The 13,569-nt window shown below is 66.5% G+C and carries 12 protein-coding genes; 2 read left to right on the forward strand and 10 right to left on the reverse strand.

The window, feature by feature from the left end:
* Positions 1-3 precede the first annotated feature (3 nt).
* The 6 genes from G467_RS17470 to G467_RS0108250 all read right to left on the reverse strand — a co-directional run bounded on the left by G467_RS17470 (position 4) and on the right by G467_RS0108250 (position 8,022).
* Complete coding sequence (locus tag G467_RS17470) at positions 4-1,485, reverse strand: DnaJ domain-containing protein (RefSeq protein WP_022969256.1); 1,482 nt, start codon at positions 1,483-1,485, stop codon at positions 4-6.
* Positions 1,482-3,773: a GumC family protein gene (locus G467_RS17175; protein ID WP_022969257.1), complete on the reverse strand. Its 2,292-nt coding sequence runs from the start codon at positions 3,771-3,773 to the stop codon at positions 1,482-1,484. The genes G467_RS17470 and G467_RS17175 overlap by 4 nt, the downstream gene beginning before the upstream one ends.
* A gap of 31 nt (positions 3,774-3,804) precedes the next feature.
* Positions 3,805-4,533, reverse strand: coding sequence for a polysaccharide biosynthesis/export family protein (locus G467_RS15995; protein ID WP_022969258.1), 729 nt, complete (start codon positions 4,531-4,533; stop codon positions 3,805-3,807).
* Positions 4,534-4,561: 28 nt separating this feature from the next.
* On the reverse strand, positions 4,562-5,359 hold the full coding sequence (locus G467_RS0108240) for a tyrosine-protein phosphatase (RefSeq protein ID WP_022969259.1): 798 nt from the start codon (positions 5,357-5,359) through the stop codon (positions 4,562-4,564).
* A gap of 52 nt (positions 5,360-5,411) precedes the next feature.
* Entirely contained in the window at positions 5,412-6,530 is a 1,119-nt protein-coding gene (locus G467_RS16000; RefSeq protein ID WP_051130420.1) for an MraY family glycosyltransferase, read from the reverse strand.
* Between the two features lie 76 nt (positions 6,531-6,606).
* Complete coding sequence (locus G467_RS0108250; RefSeq protein WP_022969261.1) at positions 6,607-8,022, reverse strand: mannose-1-phosphate guanylyltransferase/mannose-6-phosphate isomerase; 1,416 nt, start codon at positions 8,020-8,022, stop codon at positions 6,607-6,609.
* Between the two features lie 114 nt (positions 8,023-8,136).
* Here G467_RS0108250 and G467_RS0108255 point away from each other — a divergent pair, with 114 nt between their 5' ends.
* Together G467_RS0108255 and murU are read left to right on the forward strand one after the other, a co-directional pair.
* Positions 8,137-9,138 (forward strand): aminoglycoside phosphotransferase family protein, encoded by a 1,002-nt coding sequence (locus G467_RS0108255; protein ID WP_022969262.1) that lies wholly within the window; start codon positions 8,137-8,139, stop codon positions 9,136-9,138.
* Between the two features lie 8 nt (positions 9,139-9,146).
* Complete coding sequence (murU, locus tag G467_RS0108260; RefSeq protein ID WP_022969263.1) at positions 9,147-9,857, forward strand: N-acetylmuramate alpha-1-phosphate uridylyltransferase MurU; 711 nt, start codon at positions 9,147-9,149, stop codon at positions 9,855-9,857.
* A 26-nt stretch (positions 9,858-9,883) separates the two neighbouring features.
* Here murU and hda read toward each other — a convergent pair whose 3' ends face one another.
* The 4 genes from hda to G467_RS16010 are packed head-to-tail and all read right to left on the reverse strand — an operon-like array spanning position 9,884 to position 13,474.
* Positions 9,884-10,573, reverse strand: coding sequence for a DnaA regulatory inactivator Hda (gene hda, locus G467_RS0108265; RefSeq protein WP_022969264.1), 690 nt, complete (start codon positions 10,571-10,573; stop codon positions 9,884-9,886).
* Positions 10,570-11,748: an AI-2E family transporter gene (locus G467_RS16005; RefSeq protein ID WP_022969265.1), complete on the reverse strand. Its 1,179-nt coding sequence runs from the start codon at positions 11,746-11,748 to the stop codon at positions 10,570-10,572. The genes hda and G467_RS16005 overlap by 4 nt, the downstream gene beginning before the upstream one ends.
* Positions 11,745-12,302, reverse strand: a complete 558-nt coding sequence (locus tag G467_RS0108275) for a CDP-alcohol phosphatidyltransferase family protein (RefSeq protein WP_022969266.1) — start codon at positions 12,300-12,302, stop codon at positions 11,745-11,747. Before G467_RS0108275 ends, G467_RS16005 begins: the two co-directional genes overlap by 4 nt.
* On the reverse strand, positions 12,299-13,474 hold the full coding sequence (locus G467_RS16010) for a DUF2066 domain-containing protein (protein ID WP_022969267.1): 1,176 nt from the start codon (positions 13,472-13,474) through the stop codon (positions 12,299-12,301). The genes G467_RS0108275 and G467_RS16010 overlap by 4 nt, the downstream gene beginning before the upstream one ends.
* Positions 13,475-13,569: the final 95 nt, after the last annotated feature.

Below are 13,569 nucleotides of genomic sequence, written 5' to 3' on the forward strand. Positions count from 1 at the left end.
GCCTCAGCCGCCCTGACTGTCGTGGCGCAGCCGGGAGATGCGCAATTCGCCATCCTCGCGCTTGAGGTCGAAGCGGATGTCACCGCTGAAACGGCGGCGCTGTTGCTGCCCGCGCGGCTGGATCCAGGCATCGAAACTGGCGATGACCACGGCGGTGTCGCCGTTTACCAGCCAGCTGGCGTCGTGGATATCGATGCGCCGGCCTTCGGTGGTTTCGAACAACTGACGATAGCTGCGCAGGATCGCGCGGCGGTCGCTGCGCCGGTCGGTCGACAGCATCGCCTGGATGCGCGCGAGGTCGCCGCTGCTGTAGGCGCCGCGGAAGCGCTCGATGAGTTGCTGCGCGGTCGCGTCGTCGATCAGGGCGGGTTCGTTGGCGCGTCGTGCGGTCTCGACGACGGCAACGCTGTTGGTCGCGGCAGGCGCGACATTCGCCGACGTGTTCGTGGCTGCTTCGGCCTGCGCGGCGGCCTGTGCCGCGGCCTGCGCCTGAGCGCGCGCGAGGCGGCGACGTTGTGCGCGCGTCATCGGTGGCGTCGGCGGCACGACCGCCGTATCGGAAGCCTGCGCCACCGGCGTGGCCGTGCCCTGCGCTGGCGCGCGGCGCGCCGGTTTGACCGGCGGTCGGATCGCAGGCGCGGCGGCGATAGGCGGTGCGTCGGGGCGGATCGCCGCAGGCAGCGGCGGTGGTGTGGCTTCCGGCGGCGGCGCGGCGGTCATCGCGGGCACCGGTTCGGGCACCGATGCCGTCGGCGCAGGCACGACGTCGGCCACGAGCGGTGACGCCGGCGTGGCTTCCGGCACCGGTTCCGCGGGCGTTTCGACGATCTGTGCCGCCGCCTGTTTTTCGTCTTCGTCCATCTTCTGCAGCGTGTACTGCAACCCGAGCGTGCCGATGGCGAGAATCGCAAGACCCCCAAGAATGAAGGTCGGCAGCAGGCGGATCGTGCGCGAGGAAATCGCCGCGCCGTCCGTCGGTGCCATGGCGCGTCGCGAAACGAGCTCGTTGGCAGCCGGCGCGCGCGGCGGCGCGATCCGCGGCTCCAGGTCCGCGAGTTGGGTGTCGTAGGCGCGGCGGCGGTCGGGCGTGCGCAAATCCTGCCAGGCGAGATTCACGCGATCGGCGAACACCGCCTCCCACTCATCGCTGTTGCGATCGGGATGCAACCAGCGCACCAGCCAGCGGTAATGCTCCTTGATGCGCGCGGCATCGGCATCGGGGTCGACGCCGAGAACGCGGTAACTGTCGGAGTTCGGCGCGAACATCAGCTGCTGGATGAGGAAGGTCGCCGCCTCGATGATCTCGGTGCGCGACTGCCGGCTGTGTTCGATGGCATCGAGAATCGCACTTTCCTCGCGCGCGGCGATGCGCAGCAAGGTCAGCATGTCGTCGGGCAGCGGGCGGTCGCGCAGCGCGGTCAGCAGGGTGGGCGTGCGTAGCACTGCCAGGGCCTGCTCCAGCGCTGGGCTATGCACGACGGTCATTGCCGGGTCAGTTTGGCCGTGTTGTTGCCGTAGCTGTAATACGCATAGTCGCCGTAACCGTAACCGTAACCGGCGTGACTGGCGTGGTACTTGGTCAGCAGCGCGCCGATGACGTGCGCACGCGCGGCCAGCAGTCGCTTGAGCGCGTTGCGCGCGATGCTGATACGGGTCTCGCCCGCTTCGACCACCAGGATCGTGCCGGTGCAAACATTGGCCAGGATCGGCGCGTCGGCCAGCCCCATGATCGGCGGACCGTCGACGATGATCTGGTCGTATTTCTGCGCGGCCACGGTCAGCAGGGACATGAGCTTGGACCCCATCAACAATTCGGCCGGATTCGGAGGCAGCGGGCCACTGGTGATGAAGCTCAGATTCGGAATCTCCGGCGAGGTGACGATGGTCTGGGTGACCTTGCTCGCACCGGCCAGCAGGTTGCTCAGGCCATGGCTGTTTTCTGCCCCAAGCGCACGATGCAGCGACGGATTGCGCAGGTCGGCATCGATAAGCAGGACGCGCTTGCCCAGCTGCGCGAAATTCTTGGCCAGGGTCAGCGCGGTGGTGGACTTGCCTTCCGACGGCGTCGCACTGGTGACCAGCAGGCAGCGCGGCACGCCTTCGTTCGTGGAGAACTGCAGTGCGGTGCGCACCGACCGGTAGGCTTCGGCGAACGCCGAACGCGGATCGTCGAGCGCGCGCGCCGGCGTCAGGCCGTCCTTGAGCATTGGGATCACGCCTAGCACGGACAGGCCGAGCAGCTTCTCGATGTCGTCGGGCGCCTTGACGGTGTCGTCGAGGTATTCGAACAGCAGCGCCAGCAGCACGCCAAGCATCAGGCCGACCAGCAGACCCAGGCCGAGATTGCGGGTGAGGCTGGGCTTATATTTGCGACCGATGTCGGCGCGATCGACGATCGACAGGTTGTTGGTGCTGACGCCGCCGGCGACGCCGATTTCCTTGTAGCGCTGCAACAGGCCGTCGTAGAGCTGACGGTTGGTGTCGACCTCGCGCTTGAAGATGTTGTACTGGATCGAGCGGTTCTGCAGATCGAGCACTTCCGACTTCAGACCGGTCAACTGCGTCTGCAGCATCGCTTCCTGCTTGGACGCGGCATCGTATTCGGCGCGGATCGAGGACTTGATGTTGGCCACTTCCTGACGGATCTGCTTGTCGATCTCGTCGATCTGGCTCTTGAGGCTGAGCATCAGCGGGTATTCGGGCTTGTAGGTGCGCAGCTTGTCCTGGTAGTCGGCCATCGCCTTGCCGCGGCTTTCCTGCAGCGTGTGGATGATCGACGAACCCAGTACATCGGCCGGCAACGAGGTGCCGCTGGCGGCCTGCGCCTGGTTCCAGCGCGCTTCGGCGCGGATGCGGTCTTCCTTGGCCTTGGACAACGCGGCATTGATCGAGCCCAGGTTCTGTTCGGTCAGCGTGGCCTGGTCGCCGCCGGCACCGACGATTTGCTCCTTCTGAGCGAACGCGACGAGCTTGCGTTCCGAATCCTCGAGCTTGAGCTTGAGTTCCTGCAGACGATCTTCCAGGTAGGTCTTCGCGTAAGAGGACGACTCGAAGCGGCGCTCGAGATTGCTCGCGATGAAAGCTTCGACGACCGCATTGGCGGCCTTGGTCGAAAACGCCGGGCTCGGGCTGTCGAAATGCACGCGCACCAGACGGGAGTTGCGCACGGGTTCGATCGACAGACCTTCGGCGAAAGCGCTGATAGCCTGCCGGCGACGGGTTGCGCTGGCTTCGTCGGCCTCGCCCTGCGAGGGTTCGTCATTGCTGGAAAAAATTCCGGTCAGGCGCCGCCACGGCGACGGCGGCGTGAGCTTTTCCAGCGCTCCCGGCGCAGTCAGTCCCAACTGGGTCGCGACGCGTTCGGCCAGCGCACGGCTCTTCAACAGTTCGTATTGCGTCTGATAGAAATCGCGGTCGCCGGCGCCGCCTTCCACCGCGCCCATGCCTTCGACCTGCACGACCTGGATCGTGTCGCGGTCGATCTGCAGCGTCGCCGAGGCGCGATAGATCGGCGTCATCAGCAGCGTCGCCACCAGGGTACTCACCAGCACGATGCCCATCGCACCGAGCACGGTCCATTTGCGCTTGACCAGGATGCGCCAGTAGCTGAGCAGGTCGATCTCGTCACCGCCAGCCACGGCCTCCTGCGAACGCAGGTCCAGGCTCAGCTGTTGATTGCGCGCGATGGTCAGCGACTGGATGCGTCGCGAATCGACAGGCGTGGGGAAATTCCCCTCGCCGCCCGACATCGGATCCTTGTTTGCGTCCTGCATGAGCGTTCCTTCTTACTTCAAGTCGCGGCGATCAATACACGCCGAACATGTTCAACACGGGCACCGCTTCGATGATGCGGCGCAGCGCGGTCTTGGAACCCGACTGGTCCACGACCACCACGTCGTCGCCGTAGATCTGCGGATCCTCCGCCTGGCCGGCGCGGATCTGCTTGAGGTCGAACACTGCAGCCATCTTCTTGCCATCGATCATGCGGAACACGACGATGCCCTGAAGGTTGGCAAGCTGATCCATGCCGCCGGCCATCGCGATGCTCTGCAACAGGGTCGTGCGACCGGTCAGTGGATAAATGCCCGGCTTCTTGACGGCGCCTTCGAGGGTGACGCGCTGGCTGGTGAATTCCTTCACGAACACCGAGACCTGCGGATTTTGCAGATATTTTTCGGTGAGCTTGGCGCTGATCTCGCTCTCCAGCTCGGGCACGGTCTTGCCGCCGGCCTGCATCTGGCCGATCAGCGGCAGGGAGATCTGGCCGCCGGAATTGATGCGTACGGTGCGATTGAGGTCGGGCACCTGGAACACGGTGATTTCGAGCAGGTCCTGCGGACCGACGCGGTAGTTGTCCACGCCCGTGTAAGCCCCGGACTGGGCCGTCGTATCGGGCGCGGGCAGCGACTCGGTCGAGGTCACGGCATGGGCGGTACCGCTGCGCACGGCATTGCCCGAGGAGCTCGCGCAGCCCGAGAGCGAGGCGGCGAGCGCCAGGAGTCCGACGATCAGTAAACGAGAGGTGGGCAACATGGCGATCCTTCCTTAGGTGCCGGGAACATTATGGGCCGCCAAACCAGCGCTGCCACAATCCTTTGCTGGGCGCCGCCGGGGCGGGACGTGCCGGCAACGGCGGCATCGTCTCAGGAGCAACGTTGGCCAGGATGCCTTGCGGCCGGGTCAGCACCAGATGCGTCGCCTCGACATCGCCCACGCGCTGGGCGGCCGCGTCGCGGCCCTCGGCGAGCAGGGGCGGCCGCTTGTCGATGTGGTGGGAATCAGTCGCCAGGATATGCACCAGCCCCTCGTCGAGCATGCGCTCGGCCCAGTATTTGGGGCGGCGGCCGAAGCGGCCGGTGAGGCTGCCGGCGGTCAGCTGGATCCAGGCGCCGCCGTGCACGGTCTTGCCGAAGATTTCGTAGTGGCTCTCGATCCAGGTCAGGCGCTCGGGGTGGGTGATCACCGGCACGAAGCCGGCCGCGAGCAGGTTGAACACCGATTCCTCGAAGCGCGGCGGCGCCACGTGGTGCGGCGGTTCGAGCAGGAAATAGCGGGTACCGCCCAGCGTGGGCACCCGGCCGCTGCGGATGCCGGCGACCAGATCCGGCGCGAGATGGGTGTCGGCGCCGTAGGTCAGGGTCAGTGGAATGCCCGCCTCGCGCAGATGCTGCTGCAGCTGCGCCACCGCGGCTTCGATGCCGGCGCGGTCGTTTTCGTACAGGCCCGGATAGATGTGCGGCGTGCAAGCGGCAATGTGGATGCCGTCGGCGACCGCGCAGCGCGCCATCGCCAGTGCGACCGCGAGATCAGGGGCCCCGTCGTCGATACCGGGCAGGATGTGGCAATGCAGGTCGATCATGCGATCAGGTCGTCGCGTCCGTCACTGTGGATGATCCGATGGGACGGTCCCACTAGATCAGCCGGGGGTTCGGCTTGCCGGGCAGAAATCGCAGGCGACAGCGTTCAAGGAAGGTAACCGCGCGCTCGCGCTTGGAACTGAACCAATAGTAAGCCGCAATCGCCAGCAGGAAGGTGACCACCAGCGACGGCCGATACACGCCCATCTTGACCGCCATGCCGGCTGCCAGGCCCAGAAGCAGCGACAGCCCCGCCAGACCCCAAGCGATCTGCGACGGCGAATAGCCGGCGTCGAGCAAGAGGTGGTGCATGTGGTCGCGATCGGCAGAGAACGGCGACCGACCCTGACGCACGCGGCGGAACATCAGCGTGACGCAGTCGATCAGCGGAAACGCGATCGTCCACGGGCCGAGCACCGGCGACACCGGATGGGCGGCGTTCTGGGTCAGGCGCACCGACGTCCAGGCGATGATGAAACCCAACAGCATGCTGCCGGCATTGCCCAGGAACACCCGCGCCCGCGGCTGCCACGGAAAACGCGCGTTCCACAACAGGAATCCGGCCACGGCACCGGCAACCGCCAGCAGCCGTTCGGCGGTAACGATGTTGCCGCCGTACAGCGCGAACGCAGCGAACAGCAGCACCGAGATCAGCACCTGGCCGCCGGCGAGTCCGTCGGAGCCGTCGATCATGTTCAGCGCATTGATGACGCCGACGGCGATGAAGATCGTGAACGGCACCGACACCCACCAGCCCAGATACAGATTGGGAATGCCGAAGACGTCGTCGAGGTTCTGCACGCGCGCATTGGCGTAGAAGATCATCCCGAGCGTCACCAGGACCTGGACGCCAATGCGCAAGCGCCAGCTCAGGTCGTAGCGATCGTCCGCCAACCCCACGACCACCAGTCCGGCGCTGCAAAGGCAAAACACCAGATTGGCTGTCGTCAGATAGCGATCGAAGATCAGCATCGACAGCAGGATGGCCACCAGGATGACCGCGCCGCCGACATACGGCGTCGGCAGTTCATGCTGCTTGCGGCCGCCGGGAATGTCGTACAGGCCGAGCCGATTGGCGATCGGCAGCGAGAGCGGAATCAACAGTGCCGCGAATGCGAACGCGGCCAGCGTTCGCAACAAGGTCCAACCATCCAGCTGGTAGAGCAAACTCATCCAATCCATTCGCGCCCCTACATCTTGAATCGCGCCGTGATTGTCGAATCCGCACCGATCCTTCGGTGACTATCTTTCAACCTGCACTGCGTCCGTATTTATCTTCGAAACGGACGATATCATCTTCACCCAGGTAACTGCCCGACTGCACTTCGATCAATTCCAGCGGCACGCGACCGGGATTCTCCAGGCGATGCGTGCTGCCCAGCGGAATGTAGGTGCTCTCGTTTTCGCTGAGGATGAACACCTTGTCATCGCACGTGACCCGGGCAGTACCGCTGACGACGATCCAGTGTTCGGCGCGATGGTGGTGCATCTGCAGGCTCAGCGTCGCGCCCGGCTTGACCACGATGCGCTTGACCTGGAAGCGTTCGCCGTTGTCGATCGAATCGTAATTTCCCCACGGGCGGTACACCTTGCGGTGCCAGGCGGCCTGCGGTCGCTGATCGCGCTTGAGCTGGGCGACGATGTCCTTGACCTGCTGCACCTGGTCGCGATGCGCAACCAGCAGCGCATCGTCGGTATCGACGACGACGATGTCGTCCAGGCCGAGCATCGCGATCAGGCGGCGCTCGCCCATCGCGAGCGTATTGCGGCAATCGCGCGCCATGACGTCGCCGCGGTGGGCGTTGCCGGTGGCGTCCTGCGCGGACACTTCCCACAGCGCCGACCACGAACCGACATCGTTCCAACCCACGTCGATCGGCAACACCTGCGCGGCATCGGTCTTTTCCATGACCGCATAGTCGATGGAATCGGCCGGGCAAGCCGCGAACGCGTCCTTGTCCAGGCGCAGGAAATCGGCATCTCGTTTGGCGCCGGTCAGCGCGGCGCGCGCGCTGTCGATCATCTGCGGCTGGGTCTTGCCCAGTTCCTCGAGATAGCGCGAAGCACGGAACGCGAACATGCCGCTGTTCCAGAAATATTCGCCGCTGGCGACGTACTGGCCGGCGGTGGCGAGATCGGGTTTTTCGACGAAACGCTCGACCGGGCGCACGCCCTCGCCTTTCGCCGCCTTGATGTAGCCGTAGCCGGTTTCGGGCGCGGACGGCACGATGCCGAAGGTGACCAGGGCGCCGGCTTTCGCGGCCGGCAGGGCCGCGAGCACGGCGGCACGGAACGCGGGCTCGTCGCGGATCACATGATCGGACGGCAGCACCAGCAGCACCGGATCGCTGCCGTCGGCCATCGCCTGCAACGCCGCGACCGCGATCGCCGGGGCGGTATTGCGGCCGACCGGTTCGAGAATCAGGGCCGAGGGTTTGACGCCGATCTGCTGCAGCTGTTCGGCGACCAGGAAGCGATGCTCCTCGTTGGCCACGACCAGCGGCGCTTCCGCACCGGGCAGGCCGCGCAGGCGCAGCCACGTGTCCTGCAACAAGGTGTGCTCGGTCAGCAGCGGCAGGAATTGCTTGGGATGGGCCTCGCGGGACAGGGGCCACAGCCGGGTGCCGGAACCGCCGGAAAGGAGCACGGGAACGAGTTCGCTCATAAAGCCTGTAATGAAAGGAACCGGGCCACATCTTGCCACGACAGGGGCGATTTTCGTGCCTTTGGTCGCCATCGTTCATACTTCGCGGCATTACCTGCCCCACCGGACCTGCTGATGAACCTGCCCTCCCGCGAGGCGCGCCGCCTCGCCTGGACCCGAGACGCGCTCAACGATCCCCACGCCCCGCTCGAACGCGCCTCGGCCGACGCCAGTTTCCGCAGCTACTGGCGCAGCGAAAGCGGCGGCCGCACATGGATCGTCATGGATGCGCCGCCGGACAAGGAAGACATCCGCCCCTGGCTCGATATCGCCGCCCGACTGAGCGCCGCCGGCCTGCACGCACCGGAAATTTCCGCCAGCGATGCCGAGCAGGGCTTCGTGCTGATGGCCGATCTGGGCACACGCCTGTACCTGCCCGAGCTCGACGAGACGCGCGTGGACGCGCTCTACGCCGACGCGCTGGATGCCTTGCTGGCGATGCAGACGCGCGCCGATTGCGCCGGCCTGCCCGACTACGACGAGGCGCGCCTGATTGCGGAAATGGAACTCATGCCCGAGTGGCTGCTCAAGCGCCACCTCGGTTTCACCCCCGAGTGCGACGAATGGGACGTGATCGAACTGGCCTTCCGCACGCTGGTGAAAAACGCGCAGTCGCAGCCGCAGGCCTTCGTGCATCGCGACTACCATTCGCGCAATCTGCTGATCACCGCCGAGAACAATCCGGGCGTGCTGGATTTCCAAGATGCCGTGCGCGGCCCGCTGACCTACGACCTGGTCTCGCTGCTGCGCGACTGCTACATCGCCTGGCCCGATGAGCGCGTCTACCACTGGGTCGAGGACTACCGTCAGCGTCTGGAAAAAACTGGCGTGACGACGGTGAGCGTGGAGGCTTTCCGGCGCGCATTCGATCTCATGGGCCTGCAGCGGCACATCAAGGTGCTCGGCATTTTCTGCCGCCTCTGGTATCGCGACGGCAAGGCCGGGTATCTCAATGACCTGCCGCTGGTCTGGCGCTACACGCGCGATGTCGGTCGCCGCTATCCGGACATCGCGCCGATGATCGATCTGATCGAACGCGCGATCGGCAGCCGCGACATCACTCAGCCGCTCGCCTAGGCGCGGAAATGAACGCACTCAAGGCACTCATTTTCGCGGCCGGAAAAGGCGAGCGCATGCGCCCGCTCACCGAGCACACGCCCAAGCCCCTGCTCGCGGTCGGCGGCAAGCCGCTGATCGTGTGGCATTTGGAAAAACTCGCTGCGCTCGGCGTGCGCGAAGTGGTGGTCAACACGTCCTGGCTGGCCGATCGCTTCGCGCCGGCCCTCGGCGACGGCGCGCGCTGGGGCCTGCGTCTGCATTATTCGTACGAAGGCGCCGAGCCGCTGGAGACCGGCGGCGGCATGTTGCAGGCCTTGTCCTTCCTCGGCGAGGCACCTTTCCTCGCGATCAACGGCGATATCTGGACGGATTTCGATCTCGCGCGCCTGCCCACGGCGATGCCGGGCCTGGCGCATCTGGTCATGGTCGACAACCCCGGGCACAACGGCCGCGGCGATTTCGCGCTGCGCGACGACGGCACGGTGCAGTCCGACGGCGCGGAAAAACTTACCTTCGCCGGCATCGGTGTCTACGCTCCGGCGCTGTTCGCCGATTGGCGCACGGTGATCGGCGCGGTACCGGGCGTCGAGCAGGCGCCGCCGAAATTCAAACTCGCCCCCTTGCTACGCGCGGCGATGGGCCGCGGTCAGGTCAGCGGCGAACATCATCGCGGTCGCTGGACGGATGTCGGCACGCCGGAGCGGCTCGCGGAGCTCGACGCGACGCTGACGTCGTAGAAGCATCGCGGCCAGGTCCGCTCCCACTAAACCGCGGGCAGGAACTGGCGCAGGAACGGAATGGTGACGCGGCGTTGCGCGGCAAGGCTCTCGCGATCGAGGCGATCAAGCAGCACCGTCAGCGTGGCGAGATCGCGGCCGACGCGGCGGAACAGATAATCGAGCACGGCATCGTCGAGTTCCAGGCCGCGACGCGCCGCACGTTGCCGCAGGACATCGCGCCGCGCGTCTTCGTCCAGCGGCGCGAGCGCCAGACGCGTGCATTGCTCCAGGCGCGAGACCAGATCGGGCACGCCGATCGGCAAGGCCGCCGGCATCGCGCTCGCGGCATAGATCACGCGGCCGTCGCCGGCGCGGGCACGATTGTGGAAATGAAATAGCGCCACCTCGTCGTCGCGATCACCGACGATCGCATCGAGCCCGTCCAGGCAGACCAAGGCGGCATCGTCCTGACCGACCAGGGCCTGCTCAAGACGCCCGGCCATCGCCGCGAGGGGCAGGTAGACCGCGCGGCGACCGAGTGCCTGCGCTTCGGCGCAGGCCGCGAGCAACAGATGGGTCTTGCCGCTGCCGACGGGACCGGCCAGATACAGCCAGTCCGATCGGGCTCCGGCGGCAACGGCCGCAACCAGATCGCGCACGGCGATCTCGCCGACATAGGCGGACAGGCGCTGGTCGGGCGGAAATTTCAGCGTCAGCGGAAGCTGCGCGCTCACCCGTCGGTCGGTTTTGCCGGCGCGTGGGCGGCCGCAACGACAGCGGGCGCATCGACCTCATCGTCGAGCGAATCGGGAACGATGATCACCGACGGCGTGTCCGCCTCGGCCACCGGCCCGCCGTACAAATGACTTTGCGTGTAGCGCTCGTGCGCGTAGCGCAGCATCACCATCGCCACCGCGGCGACCGGCAGGGCCAGCAGCACGCCGAGGAATCCGAACAGCTGGCCGCCCGCCATGATCGCGAAGATCACCGCGACCGGATGCATGCCGATGCGATCGCCGACCAGCCAGGGCGTGAGCACGAAACTCTCGATCGTCTGGCCGATGGCGAATACCGCCAGCACCATGCCCAGATGCGCGATATCGCCGTGTTGCACGAGCGTTGCAATCACCGCCGCGCCCACCCCGATCAACGCGCCCAGATACGGCACGAAACTGACCAGACCGGCGACGAAGCCGATCAGCAAGCCCAGATCCAGGCCGACCATCCACAGGCCGCCGGCGTAGATCATGCCCAGGGACAGCATCACGCTGAGCTGCCCGCGCAGGAAACCGCCGAGCACCTCGTCGGACTCGTGCGCGAGTTTCATCACCGTCGGCTCGAGCGGACGCGGCAGCAGCTCGCGCAACTGGGCGAGCATCGGCCGCCAGTCGCGCAGGAAATAGAACGTGACCACGGGCACCAGCGCGATGTTGGCGAGAAAGCCGAGCACCGCCAGACCGGATTTCGACAAGCCGCCCAGCACCGTCGCCGCAACGCCGCCGGCCTGCTGCCAATGGCCTTTGAGCAGACCGACCATCGTGGTCGGATCGACGTAGTCGGCCAGCTTCACGCCGCCGCGTTGTTCGATCCACGGAATCGCCGTGCCGGTGATCCAGTCGGCGAACCGCGGCAGCCAGTCAATGAACTTGCTGACCTGGTCCTCGAGCAGGGGCACGAGGATCAGCAGCGCGAGGATCACCACCAGCACCATGAGACCGAATACCAGCAGCACGGCCGTCGTGCGCGAACGCCCCGCGCGTTCCAGGCGTGCGACGAGCGGATCGCCGAGCCAGGCCAGCAGGGCCGAAATCACGAACGGCGTCAGGATCGGCGCGAGCAGCCACAGCGCGACCAGCACGCCCGCGGCGAGCAGCAACCAACCGCCGCGTCTCGTCTGCGTTTCATTCATTGCCCGCTCTCCCGGGCGCGCCAGGCGCGCAGTCCGTATCGAATCACATAATCGAGTCCGCTGATCACCGTCAGCGCCGCGACCGCGAGCAGCATCGCCTGCAACAGGGTCATCGGCACCGGGCGCCAGGCGAGATTCGCGAGGATCAGCGCGACCAGTCCGATCTGCGCGACGGTATTGGTCTTGCTCAGCGGGCTCGGCGCCGGCTTGAACGTGCCGATCACGCGCCACCAGACGAAGGCGCCGACGACGATGACCAGATCGCGCGCGAACACCAGCGCGACGATCCAGCCCGGCAGATGCAGGCTCCACCACAGGCCGAAGAAACACACGCTCAGCAGCAGCTTGTCGGCGAGCGGATCGAGCACGCCGCCGAGCGCGGAACGCCAGTCGTACTGCTTGGCCAGAAAGCCGTCGAGAAAATCGCTCATGCCGGCGATCAGAGCCAACCACAGCGCGAAGCGATAGTTGTCGATCATCAGCAGCCACAACAGGGGCAACGCCAGCACCATCCGCGAGATGGTGATGGCATTGGGAAGCCAGCGCAGATTCATTTCAGGCCGTAGCGCGGCACGCTCGCACCCGGGCTGCCGTCGGCATTGACCGACGTGGTCTCGCCCATCGGCTGCAGGGTGTCGTCGGTGTCGACGATCATGCGGAAGCCCTTCAGGCCCAGACCCAGATCCAGTTGCAGGCGCAGGTGATCGGCGGTGGCTTCGACGGCGGTGACGCGTTTGACGATCGCCAGGCGCTGCAGATACGCCATCAGACGCACGAAGTCGGCCTGGGTCTGCACGCCGGCGATGTCGATCATGTAGCTGCCGGCCGGGCCGATATCCAGATACACGGAATCGCGCTTGGCGATGGCGTCGGCGGCCGGATCGGCGCCGGACGCGATCACGCGGCGCGCATCGGGATCGCTGAGCGACCAGCGCGCGAGTTCGGCACCGCCCTGGCTCAGCACCCAGTCGCCGGTCCAGCCACCGCCACTGCGGTACACCTTGCCGACGAGTTGGGCATCATTGTTGTAGCGGGCGCTGAGCACCTGCATCGCGGGCGCGTTCAGCGCCAGCACCGAGGGCACGGCCGCCTGTTCGATCGCACTGCCAGCGGGGAGCAGGAAGCGCAGACCACGCTCCAGGCCCCGCTGGGCCAGCGGGCGCACGACATTGAGCTGCTGTCCGGTGACCAGGCGCGGACCGCGACCGTCATCGATCGCCAGCCAGAGCATCGGCTTGGGCCGCACGCCGGTCCAATACCGCAGGCCGGCACCGGCGATCAGCGCATCGACCGCGACCGGGTCATAAGAAAGCGTCATTTGGGTCTTGTAGACCGGCACGCCGCCGACGGCCGTGTTGCCCTCGGCATCGGAGGAGGCGGTCTCGGTCTTGGCGTCACTGACGTACGCCTGGGCGGTCGACATGGCCCGGCGGATCACCGGATTGGTCGGCGCGCCGACATTGCCGGTGAGCTTGATGACCACCTGGGCCAGGCCGCGGGCGGTCGCCGAGCGGCGCTCGGCATCGCCCTGGGACAGCAGGATGACCTCGGTCTTGTACAGCGCCGGATCGCGCATCGGCCGGATCTTGACCGGCGCCGGGTCGCTGGCGGCCGCGCCGGTCGCGGGCTTGGCCGGGCTGGTCGGAGCGGCGACCTGGGCCAGGGCGGAGGCCGAGCACAGGATCAGAAGGAGGGCGGCACGGGAAAACAGGAAAGTCGGGCGCATGGCTCATCGGGGGGTCGAACGCAATCCGCATGGTGCCGCAAGCGGACCGGGTGCGTCCAACGCGGCTTGCTGCGGACACCGCGCCGGGGGTCGGC

Origin of the sequence: Arenimonas oryziterrae DSM 21050 = YC6267 (genome assembly GCF_000420545.1) — a bacterium.
GTDB lineage: Bacteria > Pseudomonadota > Gammaproteobacteria > Xanthomonadales > Xanthomonadaceae > Arenimonas > Arenimonas oryziterrae.